The following is an 18,693-nucleotide window of genomic DNA, read 5'->3' as shown; positions in this document are numbered from 1 at the left end:
GAACAGCCCGCCCGCCGGCCTGATCCCGTACCGGCCTGCGGCCGGGGCTGGCGGGCTTCCCCCGGTGCCCCGCGGGTGAGGAGTTCCCTGGCGCGGGTGAGGGCGGAGTCGTGCCCTGCGGAGAGTTCCGCGTCGGTGAAGACCGGGGTGCGGACGGCGGGCGGAATGCCGGGGCCGTCGAAGGTGCGGCCGTCGGCGGTCAGGAACTTTTCGTTGGGCAGGCCGAAGGTCCAGCCGTTGGGGAGGGTGCGGCCCAGGACGTCCGAGAACACGCCCTGTGTGCTCTCGCCGATGCGCAGCGGGGCGGGGGAGCGGCCCATCAGGGCCTGGGTGAAGGTCTCGCCCGCGCTGATCGTGAGGCGGCCGGTGAGCACGGCGACCGGTCCTGTGTGGACGGGGCCCCGGTGCGGGCTGATCCGGATCGGCTGGGGCGTGGTGAACCGGGCCGGGTCGCGGCGGTCGTTCCGCGCCACCTTGCGGTAGGCCAGGTAGGGGCGGTCGGTGAGCCGGGAGGCGATGCGCAGCCCGAGGGGGTCCGCGCCGCCGCCGTTGAGCCGGAGGTCGATGATCAGGCCGCGCAGGGACGCCGGGCCCTGGGTACGGGCCTTGGTGAACACGGCGTCCAGGGCGCGGTCGAGTGCGGCGACGTCGCCCGCGTAGTCGCCCTTCTTCGTGTATTGCGCGAAGGAGGTGACGCGGAAGTAGCCGATACGGCCCGGCAGATCCGCGTAGCCGAGCCGGCCGCCGGCCCACCGCATCAGGGTGGCTCCAGGGCCCAGGTTCGCGGCGATGGCCCGGTCGATGCGGGCCGTGGACTCGTCGGTGGGCAGGACCGTGCCGGGACGCATGCCCGCGAACCAGGTGTCCTCGTCGACGACCACGCGGGTGTGGGCGTCGTGCAGCGGCTCGATCATCCGGCGGAGCACCGCGAAGAGTTCGTCATCGGTGGTCCGCGACGTGATCCGCGGCCGGAACCGGTCGCGGACCGCCGCCCAGTCGATCTTCTTGGCACGGAAGAACGGGTAGTTCTCGGCGTAGGTCCGCCAGAAGACGTCGAAGACCGTCCGTGGATCGCGGGGCGTGCGCCGGGTGCAGCGGTCGGGAAGGGCGTCGATGCGGCGCAGGGTGCGCCGGCCGACGTTGTCCTCGACGACCAGCCGGGCGCGGCCGGCGCCGGCCGGTGCCACGGTGATCGGGGCCGAGCCCGGGACCGCGAAGCGGAGGCTGCCGTGTGCTCCGGGAGGGCCGGTGCGGGTGCCCGTGACGGAGCCGGGCAGGCAGCTGATGCCGGTGGTCTCGTAGGTCCGCAGGCCGCGGCCCTTGAGGGTGACGAGGGTGCCGTAGCCGTCCATCCGCCAGACGCCCTGCAGGGAGTCGGCCGGGGGCCGTGCGGACCGGACCGCCGCGGGGTCCGTCGAGGCGGAGGGGGCCGGTGGCCCGGAGCGCTCGGCGCGGGCCGGACCGGCGCAGCCGGTGGCCGCGGCCAGGACGGTGGCGGCCGTGAGGGCGGTGGCGGCCGTGAGGGCGGTGAGCAGTAACGCCGGTCCGCCGCGGGGGCGGTGGGAGTCCCGGGGCAGGGTGCCGCGGTGATGCATGGAGATACCTCGTGGTGTGGGCTCGGGCCGCGGAAGGTGTGCACATGGCGCGGCGGGGCCGGCCGGGTGAGCCCGCGCCGCCGCTGTGCCTCGGGTGCGCACGGTGTCGCCGCCGCCCCGCACGCGAGCCGGACCGCAGCCGCCGTACGCGCCGATCAGCCGGACGTGAGCACACCTTTCGCTTCGGACGGTGATCAGCGTGACGGCCGGGACCAGGCAGGGACCATGGGGCATCCACCCGTCGTGCGGTGCGGTTTTCCGCACGGCCGGGGGTCGGTTTCCCGCTGCTGAGCGGTGCCGGATCAGGTTCGCGGCCCCCCACGGGGGTGCCCCTCAGCCGTCCGGCGTCGCCCCGTCCTCCGCCGCCCTGCCGACCACCCGTTTGGCGCCCAGCAACCGGCTGTAGCGCGGCCGTGCCGCGAAGTCGGCGTAGCTCCACACGGCCGGACGGCCGACCTCCCGGCACAGGTGCAGGACCGCGTCATCGCCCACGTGGACACCGACGTGCGCGCCGTACCCCGCCGGGCGGCCGTCGGCCGGGCCGCCGTCGAAGAGCACCAGGTCCAGCGGCCGCGGCCGCTCCACACGCCGGGTGGCGCGGTCCTCCGCCCACAGCTCGGACGACCGCAGCGGGGGGACCGCCAGGCCGAAGTGACCGAGTACCGCGTACGCGTAGAGCTGGCAGTTCGCGCCCTCCGCCAGGCCCGCCGGACCGGCTCCCGCACCGGCCGCGGCGGGCGAGGGGCATTCGGGTGCCCCGGCTACCGGATGGCGGGCGGCCGAGTAGGCGACACCGCGGAGCGCCTCCGGGAGCCGGCCGAGGACGTCCGGGCCCGGGGAGCCCGGGACTTGGCCCGGGGTGTCGGTGGTCACCGGGTCATCATGCAAGGAATCTCCCTCATGCCGCACACGGCGAGGTCGAGCAGGCTCAACACGCCGGATCCGACGTGTTCTCGACCCGCGAGGAGACCCCCGATGCAACGCCGTTTTCGCAAGGCACCTCTCTGGGGCGTGGCGGTGGCCGCCCTCTTGGCTGCCGTCGGCCCGTTCCCCCAGGCGCATGCCGCGCCGCAGCCCGACCCGACGCCCCAGCCGTCGTCCCGCGGCATGCTCGACGCGATGCGGCGGGACCTGGGGCTGACACCGGAGCAGGCACGGCGGCGGCTCGCGCAGGAGGCCGAGGCGCAGCGCACGGCCGACGCGGTACGCCGGGTCCTCAGCGCACCGGCCGCCGGGATGTGGTTCGACAAGGCGTCCGGCAAGCTCGTCGTCGCCGTCACGGCGGCAGCCGACGCGGACCGGGTACGGACCGCCGGCGCGCTGCCCCGGAGGGTCAAGCACAGCAGGGCCGAACTGATCGCGCTGGCGGCGCAGATCGACCGGAGGGCCGGCAACGGCGTGCCGGGCGTCACCGGCTGGGGTGTGGACGGGCGCGCCAACGGGGTCGTCGTCCGCGTCGACCGCAGGGCCCGTACCGCGAAGACCGACGCCTTCGAGAAAGAGGTCCGCTCCCTCGGCGCACGCGCGGGGATCCCGGTCCGGATCGAACGCAGCGACCAGTCGCCGCGCCAGCAGGGCGGGAAGATCGTCGGCGGGGAGAAGTGGATGCCAGGCAAGGAAGGGGTCTGCTCGATCGGCTTCTCGGTGACCGACGCGGACGGCGGCCGCGGCTTCCTGACGGCAGGTCACTGCACCGACGACCCCGACCAGCCCGCGTACGGCAAGGACGACACCCGCCTCGGCACGTCCAACGAGGGCGGGCGGCACAGCGTCAACGGGCCGGACGGCGACTTCGGCCTGGTCACCGTGGACCGGCCGGGCTGGACCCTGAGTCCGAACGTGGCCGGACAGGGTGGCACACCGGTCGCCGTCACCGGCTCGCAGGAGGGCGTGGAGGGTACTTCCGTCTGCCGCTCCGGGCAGGCCAGCGGCTGGCGGTGCGGTGAGATCACCCGGGTCGACCAGACCGTGGACTACGGCTCGGTGACCATCGACGGGCTCTCGTACACCAACGCCTGCTCCGCGCCGGGCGATTCCGGCGGCTCGTACGTCACCCAGCCCGGCGCCCCCAAGGCCGTCGGGCTGCACTCCGGCGGCGGCAGCGCCACCTGCGACAGCGAGAGCTCCGACACCCTCACCATCTTCCAGCCGGTCGAGGAGGCCCTGTCCGAGTGGGACCTGACCCTGCGGACCGGCACCTGAGCGAGCCCGTCCCTGGCGGCCGCGCCCTCGCCGGGCGAGCGGCCCGGGGGCGAGGGGCGCAGCGGCCGCCCCGCCGGTGATCGTCTGCGCCTACGATGGGCGGCCGGAGATCCATTCGGTCCGGTGTGCCCGCCTGCGGCACGCCCACGGGGAGCGGGAGAGATCGTGGCAGACGTGCCCAGGACCGCGGCGGACGCGGCGCAGCCCTTCGCGGTGCCCGTCACCGTCCGCGGCTACGAGACGGACACCCAGGGCCACCTCAACCAGAGCGTGTATCTGCAGTACGCCGAGCACGCCCGCTGGTCGCTGCTCCAGGCGAGCGGCATCCGGCAGAGCACCTTGGTCGACCGCCGGGTCGGCCCGGTCACGGTCGAGACGACCATCCGCTACCGCAGGGAGCTGCGGGCCGGTGACGAGGTGGAGGTGAGCTGCGCGTTCGTGTGGGGCGAGGGCAGGACCTTCCGGATCGAGCAGACCGTGCGCAAGACGGACGGGACGGTCGCAGCCGAGGTGAGCGCCGTCTGCGGACTGCTGGACCTGACCGCGCGCAAGCTGCTCACGGACCCGCGGCGGACCTTCCGCGAACTGGCCGCCGACCCGACGCTGCTGGGCCTCACCGACGACTGACGCGCACCGCTCACCGCGGACCGCCCGGCGCACACCGCGGGTTCGGCCGGACCGCACCGAGCGCGAACGGCGCGGCACCCCGTCGCGGGGGACAACCCCACCCCCGACCCTCGTGCTGACACCATCGATCCGCCGCCCGGTCGCTGTGATCGTGAAGGCATGGAGAGTACGCAGCAGTTACCGAGCACGCCCGTCCGGGAGTTCGTCGCGAAGACGGTGGGCAGGCCCGGCCTGGCGGCAGTCGGGCGGGCAGTCATCCTGCTTCCGGTGTCCGCCGGCCGGTTCCTCCGTGAGCTGTCCAAGGGGCGGTGCACCGACGCGCTGTCGTCCCTTCTGGGCGCCGGCCTCGGACTCGTCGCCTGGTTCATCGTGCTGATCAGCGCCCAGGCGGCCGTGAACGGCGCGCTGTACCCGCTGCTGGACGCACACGACTACCGGCATTCCTGGGGCGGGCCGACACCGGTGGGCGCCTGGGCGGCACATGCCGCGCTCGCGGTGCCGATCGTCGTGGCTGCCGTGTGGCTGCTGCGTGGACTGGTCGCGCTGGGCGCCCGGAACCGGCCGTCGTCCGCGGGCTCCCCGCCCCGCAACCGGTACCTGCCGCTGTCCCTCCTCGTCGTCGCGGCCGGAGCGGTGCTGCTCGTGTCATGGCTCCATCAGCTGTGAGCCGCTGACCGGCCGGGCGGGCGCCGCAGGTCGCGCGCCCGTCACCCTTGGCCGCGGGCGGGCACCACCATCACCTCGGTGCCGCCCGCCCGCACCGCCCGCACCTGGTCGGGCGGCAGCCCGTCGTCCACGATCAGCAGATCGAAGTCGGTCAGCGGCGCGAGGGCGTACAGCCCGTCCTTGGTGAACTTCGTATGGTCCGCGACCAGCACGCGCCGCGCCGCGCTCTCCATCATCGCCCGCTTGACCTGCACCGTCTCGGGCGACGTGTGATAGCAGCGGCCGTTGGTGACGGCGGTGGTGGACAGGAACAGGACGTCGGCGCGAAAGGCCCGGACGGCGTCCGCGGTGTGCAGCCCCATGAAGGCGTCGTACGCCGGGAAGTACGCACCGCCCAGGGTGATCAGGGAGATGCCCGGCTCCTTCGCCAGCGTGGTGATGGCCGGCAGCGAGTTGGTGATCACGGTCAGCGGGGTGTGCTCGGCGACCTGGTGCGCCAGCAGCAGACACGTCGTGCTGTCGTCGAGCAGCACCGTCTGCCCGGGGACCAGCAGTGTCGCGGCGGCCCGCGCCAGCAACTGCTTGGTCTGCGCCATCGTGGCCATCCGCTCCGCGACGCTGCCGTGGAAGTGCGCCGACGGCAGCCCCGTCGCCCCGCCGCGGACCTTGCGCAGCCAGCCCTGCGCCTGCAGGGCGTCCAGATCACGGTGCGCGGTCATCAGGCTGACGGCGAACTCCTCCGCGAGGTCGGCGGTGCGTACGAAGCCGCGGGCGATGACGGCCTCACGCATGTGTCGCCGCCGCTCCTCCTGGGCCTCGACCCGGTCCATGGAAACCGCTCCCTCCGGCGTCCGCGCCCCGAGTGTGCGCGGCACGGCGTGTGAATTCGCCGCGTTATGTTCGCACGGATTTAACGTACCGCGGCCCGTCGCCGCGGCGCCCGCGTGCGGCTCCCGGCGGACGCAACACGGCAGGTCGCCGCCGCGATGGGAAGAAAATCCCGGCCATTGACTCCGCTTTCGGCCGAGCTGTTCCCTCGCAGCATCCATCCCACCGGCCCGCCGCCGCACACACGGGAGATTCGATGAAGAACCCTCCGCGTTCGTTGATCACACGACTCGGGATTCCACCGACCCTCGCCTGGGGATACCTCGGGCTGCTCCTCTTCATGATCGGGGACGGTGTCGAGTCGGGCTATCTCTCGCCCTACCTGAGCGACGAGGGCGTCTCGGACTCCCGGGTCGCGCTGCTCTTCACCGTCTACGGAGTCGCGGCCGCCGTCGCCGCCTGGCTCTCCGGAGTCCTGTCCGACCTGTGGGGCCCGCGCCGCGTCATGTGGGCCGGTCTGGGCATCTGGGCGCTCTTCCAGCTGCTCTTCCTCACCGCGGCCATCCCCATGAGCAGCTATCCGCTGATGATGCTCGGGTACGGTCTGCGCGGCCTGGGATACCCGTTGTTCGCCTACGGGTTCCTGGTCTGGGTCGCCGGCGTGGCGCCGCGGGCCCGCCTCGGTACGGCCATGGGCTGGTTCTGGTTCGCCTTCACCGGCGGTCTGCCCACTCTCGGCTCGCTGGTCGCCAGTGGCCTCATCCCGCACATCGGTGCCTACGCCACCCTGTGGGCCGCGCTGGCGCTGGTCGCCGCCGGCGGCCTGATCGCCCTGCTGCTCGTCCGCGACGACCGGGGCGGTAAGCAGCCGCGGAGTGCGGACGCGGGGCCGCTCGCCACCCTCCTTGGCAGCGTCACCATCCTGTGGCGCAACCCGCGGGTCGGGGTGGGCTCGCTGGTGCGGGTCATCAACACGGCCTCGCAGTTCGGCTTCTTCGTGATCATGCCGCTGCACTTCACCCGGACCGTCGGCTTCACCCTCACCGAGTGGCTGCACCTGCTGAGCGCGATGTTCGCGACCAACATCTTCGCCAACCTGCTGTTCGGCGTCGTCGGCGACCGGCTCGGCTGGCGCCGCACCATCGGCTGGTTCGGCGGCGCCGGCTGCACCCTCAGCACCCTGCTGCTCTTCTACGTACCGAACGCGGCCGGCGCCAACTTTCCGCTGGCGCTCGTGGTGGCCGCTTTCTACGGGGCTACGCTGGCAGGATATGTACCGCTTTCGGCGCTGGTTCCGTCGCTGGAGCCGCGGCACAAGGGGCAGGCGCTGGCCGCGCTCAACCTGGGCGCGGGAGCGAGCACCTTCGTCGGTCCCGCCGTCGTCGCGGCCTTCGCCGGCCCGCTCGGCCTCGAAGGGGTCGTCTGGATCTTCGCGGGGATGTATGCCGTGAGCACCGTGCTCTCCTTCGTCCTGAAGCTGCCCGACGAGTCGGATCCGGCGGACGCGGACGGCAGTGGTGTCCGGTCCGGCGACGCCCGGCCGGACGGCGATCCCGCCCCCGCCTCGGCCCCGGCGTGAAAGGACCTCACTGATGTCCGTACTGACCATTGACGTCGGGACCTCGATGATCAAGTCGGTCGTCTTCGACGACCGGGGCGCCGAGATCGCGGTCTCCCGCCAGGCCACCGAGGTGCTGCGACCGCACCCCGGCTGGGCCGAGCAGGACATGGAAGCGGTCTGGAACGCCGTCGTCTTCACCGTCCGCAGCGTGCTGGCTGAACTGGCCGAGCGCGCCGACCCGGTCTGGCTGGTGTCCTTCACCGCACAGGGCGACGGCGCCTGGCTCGTCGACGACCGCGGCCGCCCGACCGGTCCCGCCATCCTGTGGAACGACGGACGGGCCGGCGAGCTGGTCGCCGCCTGGCAGCGCGACGGCATCCTGGAAGCGGCCTTCCGCCGCAACGGCTCCCTCACCTGCGCCGGCATGCCCAACGCGCTGTTCAGCTGGCTCGCCGGCCACGATCCGGACCGCCTGGCCCGCTCCCGCACCTCCCTGACCGCCGCCGGCTGGCTCTTCCTGCGTCTGACCGGGGTCCGCGCGAGCGACGAGTCCGACGCGTCCGCGCCGTTCCTCGACCACGCGACCGGCGACTACGACCCGCAGATCCTCGACCTGTTCGGCCTGTCCGCGTACGAACGGCTGCTGCCCACCGTGCTGGGGGAGTCGGAGCGGATCGCCGAGATCACCGGCGAGGCGGCGGGCCAACTGGGGCTGCCGGCCGGGCTGCCCGTCGTGATGTCGCCGTACGACATCGCCGCCACCGCCCGCGGTGTCGGCGTGGTCAACCCCGGCCAGGCATGCAGCATCCTCGGAACCACGCTGTGCACCGAGATCGTCCGCACCGAGGTCGACACCGGCGGGGAGCCGTCCGGCATCAACATCGCCTACCGCGGCCGCGAGCGGGTACTGCGCGCCTTCCCCACCCTCAACGGAGCCGAGGTGCTCGGCTGGGCGGCACGCATGCTCGGCCTGTCCGGGCCACCCGAGCTGGCGGAGTCGGCCTTCCGGTCGGAACCGGGCGCCCGCGGGCTGCTGTTCCTGCCCTATCTGTCCCCGGCGGGCGAGCGCGCGCCGTTCCTCGACCCGGGCGCCCGCGGATCGTTCTGGGGCCTGTCCCTGGAACACTCGCGTGACGACATGGCCCGCGCCGTCTTCGACGGGCTCTCCCTGGTCCTGCGTGACTCGCTGGCCGCCGCCCGTACGGACATCAGCGAGCTGCGGCTGTGCGGGGGCGGTGCCAACAGCGACGCCTGGTGCGCGCTGATCGCCGACGCCACGGGAGTGCCCACCGCACGCTCCGGCGACACCGAACTGGGCGCCAAGGGCGCCTTCCTGACCGGGCTCGTCCGCTCCGGCGCCGAGAGCAGCATGCACCGGGCGGCCGCCAAATACGTCCGTATGCAGCGCAGTTGGCAGCCCGATCCGGAACGCGCCGCGTTCTACACCGCGCTCTACGAAGACTTCCTCGACCGGCGGGCGCTGGTCCGGGAGTCCGGCTGGCGCGGCGGCGCGGTGTGGAGGGGCGGCGGGGGAGCGGAGCCCGCCGGCGAGCCGGCGTCGGGCGCCGACCCCGGCACGCCCGCCGCCGCACCCGCCGACGCCCCCACGCACCCCCGCCCCACCGGCACCGCCCCCGGAGGCCCCCGTGTCTGACCCCCGCCCCGACGGCCCCACCCTCGACGGCGTCTGGCTCGGCCTCGACCTCGGCACCCAGAGCGCCCGCTGCGTCGCCGTCGACGGCACCGGCCGCCTCCTCGCCGCCGCCTCACGGCCGCTGACCAGCCACCGTGAGGGCACGCGCCACGAGCAGGACCCCGAGCAGTGGTGGACCGCCCTGGCAGCCGCCTGCCGCGAGGCCCTGGACGGCATCGACGCCCGCCGGGTCCGAGGGCTGGCCGTCGACGGCACCTCCGGGACGATCCTCCTCGCGGACGCGGCCGGCACCCCGTTGACGCCGGGCCAGATGTACGACGACGGGCGCGCCGCCGAGCAGGCCGCAGCCGTCAACGAGGCCGGCGAAGCGGTCTGGCGGGAGCTGGGTTACCGCACCATGCAGCCGTCCTGGGCACTGCCCAAACTCCGCCGGCTCCTGGACCACGCCCCCGAGCGCGACCCGGCGGCCGGCGCGGGCCCGCGGCTGCTGCACCAGGTCGACCTGATCACCTGGCGGCTGGCCGGCCACCAGGTCCCGAGCGACGCCAGTCACGCCCTGAAGACCGGCTACCACCTCGTCGAGGAACGCTGGCCGCACCAGGTCATGAAGCAACTCGACATTCCCGAAGGGCTGTTGCCGGACGTCGTACGCCCCGGCACGGTCCTCGGCTCCGTCTGCGCCGCGGCCGCGGAGGCCACCGGCATCCCGGCCGGCACCGCCATCGTCGCCGGCATGACCGACGGCTGCGCCGCCCAGATCGGTGCCGGAGCACTCGCCCCCGGCGCCTGGAACGTGGTCCTCGGCACCACCCTCGTCTTCAAGGGCAGCAGCCCGCACCTGATCCGCGACCCGGCGGGAGTGGTCTACTGTCACCGCGGGCCGGACGGGAACTGGCTGCCGGGCGGCGCCTCCAGCAGCGGCGCGGGCGCCCTCTCCCGGCACTTCCCCGGCGAGGACCTCGACGCGCTCACCGAGCGGGCCGCCGCCCTGGACGCGGACGCGGTGGCCTACCCCCTGGTCTCCTCGGGCGGCGAACGCTTCCCCTTCCGCGCGCCCGACGCCGAGCCGTTCGTGCTCGGCGACGTACCCGACCGCGCCGCCGAGTTCCACGCCCACCTGCTGGGCGTCGCCTGCCTGGAGCGCCTCTGCTTCGACTACCTCCACCACCTCGGCGCCCCGGTGGACGGGCCGCTCACCTACACCGGCGGCGGCGCCCGCAACGCCTACTGGTGCCGGCTGCGCGCCGACGTCCTCGGACGGCCGGTACGCCTGCCCGCACAAGCGGAGGGCGCCATCGGTATGGCGGTTCTCGCCGCCACCTCCTCAGGCACCAACCTCCAGGACGCGGCCGCCGCCATGGTCCGCATCGGCGAGGAGATCCAGCCCTCGCCGGCCCGCACCGCCCGCTACCTGCCCGCCTATCTCCGCTTCATCGACGAACTCACCCGCCGCGGCCACCTCGACCACGCCGTGGCCGCACACGCCCGCAGGAGGGCCACGCAGTGACCGACTTCATCCTCGTACGCCACGGTGAGACCGTCTGGCATGCGGAGAACCGCTACGCCGGGCGCAGCGACGTGCCCCTCACCGCGCACGGCCGCGAGCAGGCGGCGACGCTCGCCGAATGGGCCACCACCGCCGGGCTCACCGCGATCTGGAGCTCCCCGCTGTCCCGGGCACGGCTCACCGCCGAGCCCGCGGCCCTCGGCTGCGGCCTCGCCGCACGCATCGACGAGCGGCTGTGCGAGGTCGACTTCGGCGAGGGCGAGGGCTTGACCAGGGACGAGATGCGCCGGCGGTTCCCGCAGCAGCTCGCGGCCTTCCTCGCCGACCCGGTCGACAGTCATCTGCCCGGCGGAGAACACCCGCGCCTGGCCGCCGAGCGCGCGGCCGCCGCCCTGCACGACATCGCACGCGAGCAGCCCCACGGCAGGGTCCTGCTCGTCGCCCACTCCACCCTGGTGCGCCTGTTGCTCTGCCACCTGCTCGGCATCCCGCTCGCCGACTACCGCCGGGTCTTCCCCCAACTGCACAACGGCGCCCTCACCGAGATCCGGGTCGAGGAGGGGCGGACCGCGCTGCTGCGCTTCAACGTTCCCGCCATGGCGCAGAGCCCGGCACTCCGCTGACCTTCCCGCCCACCCGGCACCGCCACCTCAGGAGAAACACGCATGAGCACCCCCGTCCTCGCCGCCGGCAACCACTTCATCCGCCCGAGCCTCTTCGCCGAGGCCGTGCGCACCGCGGCCGGGGACGCCCCACTCGACATCCGCGAGCTGCAATTCCCCTGGCCGCACACGCCGTTCGGCCCGGTCGGCGAGGTCATCGAGGCATCCGGCAGCGAGGACGAGATGATCGAGGCCCTCCAGGGCGTCGAGATCTGCGTCACCGAGCACGGCCCGCTCACCGAGCGCATCCTCGCCCACTGCCCCGACCTGAAGCTGTTCTGCACCAGCCGCGGCGGCCCGGTCAACGCCAACCTCCACGCCGCCACGCGGCACGGTGTCGCGGTCTGCAACGCCCCGGGACGCAACGCCACCGCCACCGCGGAGCACACCCTCACCCTGCTCCTCGCCGCCGCTCGCGGCGTCGGTGACACCCACACCGACCTGCGCCGCGGCACTTGGCGCGGCGACTACTACGACTACGACAACTGTGGCATCGAGATCGACGGCGCCACCGTCGGGCTCATCGGATTCGGCGCCATCGGCAGCCGCGTCGCCAAGGTCCTCACGGCCATGGGCGCCCACGTCCTCGTCCACGACCCCTACGTGCGGCCCGAGGCACTGGCCGGCATCGCCGAGCAGGTCACCCTCGACGACCTGCTCCGCCGCTCCCGCATCGTCTCCCTGCACGCCCGCGTCACCGACGAGACCAAGGGCATGATCGGCCGCGCGCAGATCGCCGCGATGCCGCGCGGCTCCGTCCTGGTCAACTGCGCCCGGGGTGCCCTGCTCGACTACGACGCCGCCTGCGACGCGCTGGAATCGGGGCAGCTCGCCGGAGCGGGCTTCGACGTCTTCCCCGAGGAGCCGCTGCCGGCCGGATCCCGGCTGCTGACCGTCCCCGGGGTGGTCCTCACCCCGCACATCGCGGGCGGCAGCCAGGAGGTCGCGCACAAGGCCGCACGGATCGTCGCCGAAGAGGTCGGCCGCTACCTGCGCGGCGAACCGCTGACGCACTGCGCCAACCCCGAGGTACTGGACCGGCGCACGGCCACCGCCGACTGACGCCACGTCACCTCCGTCCGTTGCCGGTCGGATCGCCTCGCGGCCACCCGCCGCGAACGCCGACCGCCCGCGGCCCCGTCTTCGAGGGGCCGCGGGCGGTCGTCACCGGTCGCGCTCTCAGCGGCGCCGCACCAGCGGGAACGGCAGCGTCTCGCGGATCGACAGGCCGGTGAGGAACATGACCAGCCGGTCCACGCCGATCCCCAGACCACCGGTCGGCGGCATCGCGTACTCCAGGGCCTGGAGGAAGTCCTCGTCCAGCTCCATCGCCTCCACGTCACCGCCGGCCGCCAGCAGCGACTGCGCGGTCAGCCGTCGGCGCTGCTCCACCGGGTCGGTCAACTCCGAGTAGGCGGTGCCCAGTTCGGTGCCGAAGGCGACCAGGTCCCAGCGCTCGGCGAGCCGCGGGTCGAGCCGGTGCTGACGGGTCAGCGGGGAGACCTCGGTGGGGAAGTCCTTGTAGAAGGTCGGCAGCGTGGTGCGCTCCTCCACCAGCCGCTCGTACATCTCCAGCACCAGGTCACCGCGGCTCATCTCCGGCTTCACCGGCACCGAGGAGGCGTGGCACAGCCGCCGCAGCACCCGCGGGTCGGTGTCCGCGTCGACCTCCTCGCCGAGCGCCTCCGAGATCGCGCCGTAGACGGTCTTCACCGGCCAGATCCCCGAGATGTCGTGCTCGACGAGCCGCCCGTTGTCGTCCGCCTTGCGGGCGGTGGCACTGCCGAACGCCGCGACCGCCGCGCTCTGGATCAGCTCACGGGTCAGATCGAGCATCACGTCGTAGTCGGCGAACGCCTGGTACGCCTCCAGCATCGTGAACTCGGGGTTGTGCTTGTAGGAGATGCCCTCGTTGCGGAACGTCCGCCCCATCTCGAAGACCTTCTCCATACCGCCCACGCACAGCCGCTTGAGATACAGCTCCGGCGCGATCCGCAGATACAGATCCAGGTCGTAGGCATTGATATGGGTGTGGAACGGCCGGGCGTTGGCGCCGCCGTGCACCTGCTGGAGCATCGGCGTCTCGACCTCCAGATACCCGCGGTCGATCAGCCCCTGGCGCAGCGCCTGGACCGCCGTGCTGCGGGCCCGCACCGTCTCCCGCGCGTCCGGCGAGACCACCAGGTCCACGTAGCGCTGCCGGACCTTGGCCTCGGGGTCGGACAGGCCGCGCCGCTTGTCCGGCAGCGGGCGCAGGCACTTCGCCGTCAGCCGCCACCCCGTCACGAACACCGTCAGCTCACCGCGATCGCTCGCGCCGACCTCGCCCTCGGCCTCGACGTGGTCACCGAGGTCGATGTCCGTCCCGAAGCGGTCCAGCAGTTCGCTGCCGCTGCCGTCGCGGGTCAGCGCGATCTGCAGATCGCCTGACCAGTCGCGCAGCACCGCGAAGAGCACACCACCGTGGTCACGGGTGAGCAGCACCCGTCCCGCGACGCTCACCGTCTTCCCGGTACGGTCACCGGCCGCGACGTCCGGGTGCTCCCCGCGCACCTCACCGAGCGTGTGCGTGCGCTGCACGCCGACCGGATACGGGTCGGTGCCGTCCTCGCGCAGCCGCTCCAGCTTGCGGTGGCGCACCCGCACCTGCTCGGGCAGCGCGGCCAGCTCCTGCGCCCGCTGCTCCTCCTCGGTGGCGGGGGTGTGCACCAGGCCCAGTTCGTGCAGCGACGGCAGACCCGCGGTGCTCGCCGGGGCCAGCATCCGCTTCTTGTGCCCCTTGCCCCACAACTTGCCCAGGCTCGGTACGGCCACGAAGCCCTCGGCGATACCGGAGGCCAGACCGATCCGGGCGAGCGCACCGGCGTCGGCATAGCACAGGAACCGCGGGTACCACTCGGGGTTGTACTTCGCGTTGGAGCGGTAGAGGGCCTCCAGCTGCCACCACTTGGAGAAGAACAGCAGCAGCTTGCGCCAGAACTTCAGCACCGGCCCCGCACCGATCCGGGCGCCCTCCTCGAAGGCGGACCTGAAGACGGCGAAGTTCAGCGAGATCCGCCGCACGCCGAGCTGCCCCGCCTGGGCGCACAGCCGGGCGACCATGAACTCCATGACGCCGTTGGGCGCGCTGCGGTCGCGGCGCATCACATCCAGCGAGATGCCGTCGGTGCCCCACGGCACGAACGACAGCAGCGCGATCATGTTGCCGTCGCCGTCGAACGCCTCGGCCAGCAGGCAGTCGCCGTCCTCCGGGTCGCCCAGCCGGTCCAGCGCCATCGAGAAGCCGCGCTCGGTCTCGGTGTCGCGCCAGGCGTCCGCGCGGTGGATGACCTCCTGCATCTCCTCGTCGGAGAGCGCGGAGTGGCGGCGCACCCGGAACGTCGCGCCGCTGCGCTCCACGCGGTTCACGGCCTGACGGGTCACCCGCATCTCCCGGCCGTCCAGGTCGAAGCCCGCTACGTGCAGGATCGCCTCGTCGCCGAGTTGGAGCGCGCCCAGACCGCTGCGCGCGAACGCCTTGGCGCCGTCCTCGCTCGCTCCCATCACGGCGGGCTGCCAGCCGTAACGACCTGCGACCTCCAACCAGGCCTCGATGGCGGGTGTCCACGCTTCCCGGTCACCGACCGGGTCACCGCTGGCCAGGCAGACGCCGGCCTCGACGCGGTAGGTGACGGCGGCCTTGCCGCTGGGGGAGAACACCACGGCCTTGTCGCGACGGCTGGCGAAGTAGCCCAGGGAGTCCTGGCTGCCGTACCGGGCCAGCAGCGCCCGGATCCGGGACTCCTCGTCGCCGTGCAGCGCCGCCTCCATCCGCTGCGAACGAAACAGCGCGGCGGCGGCGTTCAGCAGTGCGAGCGCACCGAGCAGACCGAGCACGGTGACGATCCAGTGCGGCGGGTGGCCCTCGATCAGCCGGCCGCCGACCAGCCCGCCGCAGACGCGGTTGGCGGCCCACAGCAGGCGGTTGGCGCCGCCGGACTCCAACGAGCCGGGCGCCAGCGCCACCAGGCCCCAGCCGATCAGCACCGCGGCGACCAGACCGGCGGCCAGCACCAGCGTGGCCCGAAGGAACGCCCCGCGCCGGGTGATCGCGTAGAACTCACGATGCGAGACGAGCAGCAGCAGGAGCGCCCCGGCGCAGAGCACCAGCGAGAACGCGAACTCCCAGTACCCCGCGGCCAGGAACAGCGCGTCGGCGAGCGAGACCAGCAGCATGTAGGCCACGACGAACCACAGGGCGACCCGTTTGCGCGCGGTCATCGCCGCGGCGAGCAGGAAGAGGAACGCCGCGTAGGCGAAGTTCGGTGCCACCGGGATGGTAAGGGTGTCCAGCCAGTAGATCACCGGGTGGAGGCCGCGCCGCAGAGGCCCGATCAGCGCCGTCAGGGCGCAGAAGAGCCCCAACACGCTGAAGACGATGGCGAAGCCATTGGGGACACGACGCCGGAAGCGCGGCCACCCCGTAAGTTGATCCTGGTCCTGCACGGTGCTCATTCCGTCACATTAGGCTTTGAAAGCGGTCAGCTGGTCGACGAGAGGGCGCTCTTGCTCCGCCATCGGAACCGGTCGACCATCCAGTCTCCGATCCCGGTGGCCGCGCCGGCTTTCCCTCGTACGGAGGATCCGGTGACCCCGTACGGATCACCCACGTGGACTTTGCCATACAGCCGCCGCGGGCCCGCATCGGTCGTGCCGGTGCACGGGCGGCGGCCATCGGTGCGACGGGTGGAGTTCACCTCGCAGGGTGCCCTGGGCGCTGCCCTCGCGGTGTTCATGGCCCGATCTGCCCCTCGGACCCGTCCGGCGTCGGACGGCGGACCGCTGTGCTGTGCCGGTCGCCGGTGACGACGCCGCTCAGCTGCCCCTCGGACCTCGCCGTCCTGGCCGTGGTCACCGACTCCTTGGCCTCGCCGGTGTCGCCCCGGTCGTTCCTGGTGCGGGCGAGTACGGAGTACTTGGTGCCCGCCGCGGTCCTGGCGTCCGAGGTCCAGACCGTCGCGTGCTCCGCGAACCGGCCGGTCAGCTGCCGGCCCTTCGGGTCGGTCACCGTCACGTCCGTCAGCACCCCGCCGCCCGCGGTCACCCGGAGCCTGTCCCCGGCCTGCACCGTCCTGGCGCCGCTCGCCGCACCCAGTCCCACCTGCACCGTGTGCCCCGTGGACGCCGACGCCGCACTGCCGCCGCAGGCCGTGAGCGCGCCGAGACCTGCCAGCGGTACCAGCGCGAGCGTGGCGCGCAGCCGGGGGGTGGGCCGCGAAGGGCGGAGTGCGGGGAGCAAGATCATGGGCGGCTCTCGGTCGGCAGTACACATGCGGCGGTGATGTCGCTCGCTAAGACGGCCGATCCCGATGCCTCGTTGCAGGGAGTGATGTGATCCACGCCACTTCGGTTCGGGGTGCGCGGAGCCGGAGCGGCCGGGTCGGCATCGGCCGAGGACGCATCGGCGCTGCCGGCGGCCGGCCGGTGGCCGCAGGAATACGGCGCCCTCCACCCGGTGACCCGCAGTGATCACCTGATCGGACTACCCGGACTCCAAACGGACATACCCTGAAATACGCCAAACTGGCCGCCCATTGCCGCCCGTTCGGGCGGCGGTCGAGGAGGGTGTGCCATGGCTATTTCCATTTCGGTCGTCGTGCTGCTGGTGATCTTGACCGTCATCTTTCTGCGCAGCGGGAAGCTGAAGTTCTCGCATGCCCTGGTGTGCGGGCTGCTGGGCTTCTACCTGGCGAGCAGCAGCCTCGCGCCCGACATCCACAACGGGCTGTCCGGCGCCGCGGACGTGGTGAGCAGCGTCCGCCCGTGACGACCCCGGCGTACCGGAACGGCGGGCCGGGCCGCCACCGTCCGGCACGCTCGCAGAGGTCGGCAATGGGGGCGGCACCCTGGTGGCTCCGGAGTCCGCTGTCGCGTCGCGGCGCGACCGGGCCGGGGGTGCCGCCGCCGATCGGGAGTCGGCGGCGAACTCGTCGGCTCTGCGCCCCAGTCCGCACCGTGCGCGCCGGCGGGCGTACGGGATCCGTCGGTTTACGTCGTATCTGCGGCAGTTGAGGCCGTACGGACGGCAGACGCCACCGCGGCCGAACTTCTCGGGAACACCGCTCCGCTCAGGGGAACCGGACAGTCGTGGCCCCGGGGCGGCCCGTCAGTCGTCGTGCGAGAAGACGCCGATCGCGTTGGGCACCGGCCGCTCGATTCCTCCCGAGGGATGGTTGCGCACGGTGACCTCCGGGTCGTACGGCTCGCGGGTGACCAGCGTGGAGGAGCCGCCGCCGTCCAGGTCCAGCGCGTTCCGCGCCCCCAACCGGGCCATCAGCTCGGCCAGTTCCCGCACGGTCAGACCGGCCTGACCGACCGCTCCGTCGAGCGCCATGAGGTACAGCACCCGGCCGCCCTCGCCGGTGCCCGCGGCCGTGCGGACGGTCGCGGTGACCGTGTCCAGTCCGGACACCGGCTGCCCGTCCCGGACGATCGGGAAGCCGCCGACCGCGAACCGCAGCGGTACGGGGCTCCGGCCCACGAGCCGGTGGCTGACACCCACCGGCTCACCCACACGTAGCTTGCTCAGCCGCCGCGCCCCTTCCTCGCGGCCCACCAGCACCACGCTCCCCGCCTCGACACCGCCGCCGCCCGGCCGTTCCTCGACGCTCGCGACCCGTCCGTTGCGGACCGTGACCTCGGCGGTCCGTGTGCTGCACGGCGCCGCCCGGTCCGTGTCCGTGCCACAGGTCGCCCGCACCCGCGACGCCGGGCCCCACCGCTCCGTGTACGCCCCGATGCCGTTCACCGGCAGGGCGTACTGGTTGAGCCCGCGCAGCGGCAGCTGCCCCTCGGGGGTCCGTACCGCACCGCGCAGCGCCAGCCGGTCCAGCCGCGCCCGGCCGTCCTGGCCCACCCCGATGACGTCCTCGGTGGTGGCCCCGGGCGGCATCGCGGGACCGAACCGCTGGCCGTTCGGCACCGCGCCCTTCAGCCGCCGCCCGGAGGCGACGGCGGGGCCGACCGGGGCGCCGGTCGGTTCGACGCCCGGGTGCTGGGTCTCGGTGATGTGGAAGAAGTCGCCGTTGACCGCGCCCACCGCGTCTCGCGCCTCGGCCAGTTCGGACACCGGCGACCGCGCGCCGACCGCCCCCGGATACAGCAGGTCCGTCGAGACCCGGGGATCGGCCAGATCGACCGTCAGCAGATGCCCGTGCGCCGTGCCGCGCGGCACCGTCATCCAGAATTCGTCGTACTCCACACCGGGCGCCACCGGCACGGCATCCGAGCGGTCGAGGGTGTCCGGCGCGGCGGTGGCGGGCGCTCCGCCCGCCACCCCGCCGACCACGACGCCCCACGCCACCAGCACTGTCAGTACCGCGCGAACCCGGCCGAATCGAAGCTTCACGAGC

At 73.2% G+C, this 18,693-nt stretch carries 14 protein-coding genes and 1 pseudogene; 9 read left to right on the top strand and 6 right to left on the bottom strand.

The window, feature by feature from the left end; translation table 11 throughout:
* Positions 1-164: 164 nt before the first annotated feature.
* Positions 165-1,352 (bottom strand): annotated as a pseudogene (locus QOM21_RS06200) (S41 family peptidase); the annotation flags it as partial.
* 576 nt (positions 1,353-1,928) lie between these two features.
* A complete protein-coding gene (locus tag QOM21_RS06195; protein ID WP_407548728.1) occupies positions 1,929-2,468 on the bottom strand; it encodes a cell wall hydrolase in 540 nt (179 codons plus the stop codon).
* Positions 2,469-2,570: 102 nt separating this feature from the next.
* Between QOM21_RS06195 and QOM21_RS06190 the strand changes: the two genes are divergently transcribed.
* The 3 genes from QOM21_RS06190 (at position 2,571) to QOM21_RS06180 (ending at position 5,090) form a co-directional block, all read left to right on the top strand.
* A complete protein-coding gene (locus QOM21_RS06190) occupies positions 2,571-3,797 on the top strand; it encodes a S1 family peptidase (RefSeq protein WP_407548727.1) in 1,227 nt (408 codons plus the stop codon).
* 165 nt (positions 3,798-3,962) lie between these two features.
* A complete protein-coding gene (locus tag QOM21_RS06185; RefSeq protein WP_407548726.1) occupies positions 3,963-4,424 on the top strand; it encodes an acyl-CoA thioesterase in 462 nt (153 codons plus the stop codon).
* A gap of 159 nt (positions 4,425-4,583) precedes the next feature.
* Positions 4,584-5,090 (top strand): hypothetical protein, encoded by a 507-nt coding sequence (locus QOM21_RS06180; protein ID WP_407548725.1) that lies wholly within the window; start codon positions 4,584-4,586, stop codon positions 5,088-5,090.
* Positions 5,091-5,131: 41 nt separating this feature from the next.
* Here QOM21_RS06180 and QOM21_RS06175 read toward each other — a convergent pair whose 3' ends face one another.
* On the bottom strand, positions 5,132-5,920 hold the full coding sequence (locus tag QOM21_RS06175) for a DeoR/GlpR family DNA-binding transcription regulator (RefSeq protein WP_407548724.1): 789 nt from the start codon (positions 5,918-5,920) through the stop codon (positions 5,132-5,134).
* A gap of 254 nt (positions 5,921-6,174) precedes the next feature.
* On the opposite strand from QOM21_RS06175, the gene QOM21_RS06170 reads away from it, so the two are divergent.
* Genes QOM21_RS06170 through QOM21_RS06150 form a run of 5 tightly spaced genes read left to right on the top strand, consistent with a single transcriptional unit; the run spans position 6,175 to position 12,364 of the window.
* Positions 6,175-7,497, top strand: coding sequence for an MFS transporter (locus QOM21_RS06170; RefSeq protein ID WP_407548723.1), 1,323 nt, complete (start codon positions 6,175-6,177; stop codon positions 7,495-7,497).
* A 13-nt stretch (positions 7,498-7,510) separates the two neighbouring features.
* The gene (locus QOM21_RS06165) at positions 7,511-9,133 is read left to right on the top strand and encodes an FGGY-family carbohydrate kinase (protein WP_407548722.1); all 1,623 of its coding nucleotides are present in this window, start codon (positions 7,511-7,513) and stop codon (positions 9,131-9,133) included.
* Positions 9,126-10,640: an FGGY-family carbohydrate kinase gene (locus tag QOM21_RS06160; protein WP_407548721.1), complete on the top strand. Its 1,515-nt coding sequence runs from the start codon at positions 9,126-9,128 to the stop codon at positions 10,638-10,640. Before QOM21_RS06165 ends, QOM21_RS06160 begins: the two co-directional genes overlap by 8 nt.
* Positions 10,637-11,263 (top strand): histidine phosphatase family protein, encoded by a 627-nt coding sequence (locus QOM21_RS06155; protein ID WP_407548720.1) that lies wholly within the window; start codon positions 10,637-10,639, stop codon positions 11,261-11,263. Before QOM21_RS06160 ends, QOM21_RS06155 begins: the two co-directional genes overlap by 4 nt.
* Positions 11,264-11,305: 42 nt before the next feature.
* Positions 11,306-12,364, top strand: coding sequence for a 2-hydroxyacid dehydrogenase (locus QOM21_RS06150; protein ID WP_407548719.1), 1,059 nt, complete (start codon positions 11,306-11,308; stop codon positions 12,362-12,364).
* A gap of 117 nt (positions 12,365-12,481) precedes the next feature.
* Here the strand turns inward: QOM21_RS06150 and lysX are convergent, their stop codons facing one another.
* Complete coding sequence (lysX, locus tag QOM21_RS06145; protein ID WP_407548718.1) at positions 12,482-15,796, bottom strand: bifunctional lysylphosphatidylglycerol synthetase/lysine--tRNA ligase LysX; 3,315 nt, start codon at positions 15,794-15,796, stop codon at positions 12,482-12,484.
* 277 nt (positions 15,797-16,073) lie between these two features.
* Positions 16,074-16,586, bottom strand: coding sequence for an Ig-like domain-containing protein (locus QOM21_RS06140; RefSeq protein ID WP_407548717.1), 513 nt, complete (start codon positions 16,584-16,586; stop codon positions 16,074-16,076).
* Between the two features lie 327 nt (positions 16,587-16,913).
* On the opposite strand from QOM21_RS06140, the gene QOM21_RS06135 reads away from it, so the two are divergent.
* Complete coding sequence (locus QOM21_RS06135; RefSeq protein WP_393891479.1) at positions 16,914-17,108, top strand: hypothetical protein; 195 nt, start codon at positions 16,914-16,916, stop codon at positions 17,106-17,108.
* A gap of 339 nt (positions 17,109-17,447) precedes the next feature.
* Here the strand turns inward: QOM21_RS06135 and QOM21_RS06130 are convergent, their stop codons facing one another.
* Positions 17,448-18,689: a phosphodiester glycosidase family protein gene (locus tag QOM21_RS06130; RefSeq protein WP_407548716.1), complete on the bottom strand. Its 1,242-nt coding sequence runs from the start codon at positions 18,687-18,689 to the stop codon at positions 17,448-17,450.
* Positions 18,690-18,693 lie beyond the last annotated feature (4 nt).

Source organism: Streptomyces sp. Pv4-95, from assembly GCF_045782725.1.
Taxonomy (GTDB): Bacteria; Actinomycetota; Actinomycetes; order Streptomycetales; family Streptomycetaceae; genus Streptomyces.
This window is presented reverse-complemented; position numbering and strand designations above follow the sequence as displayed.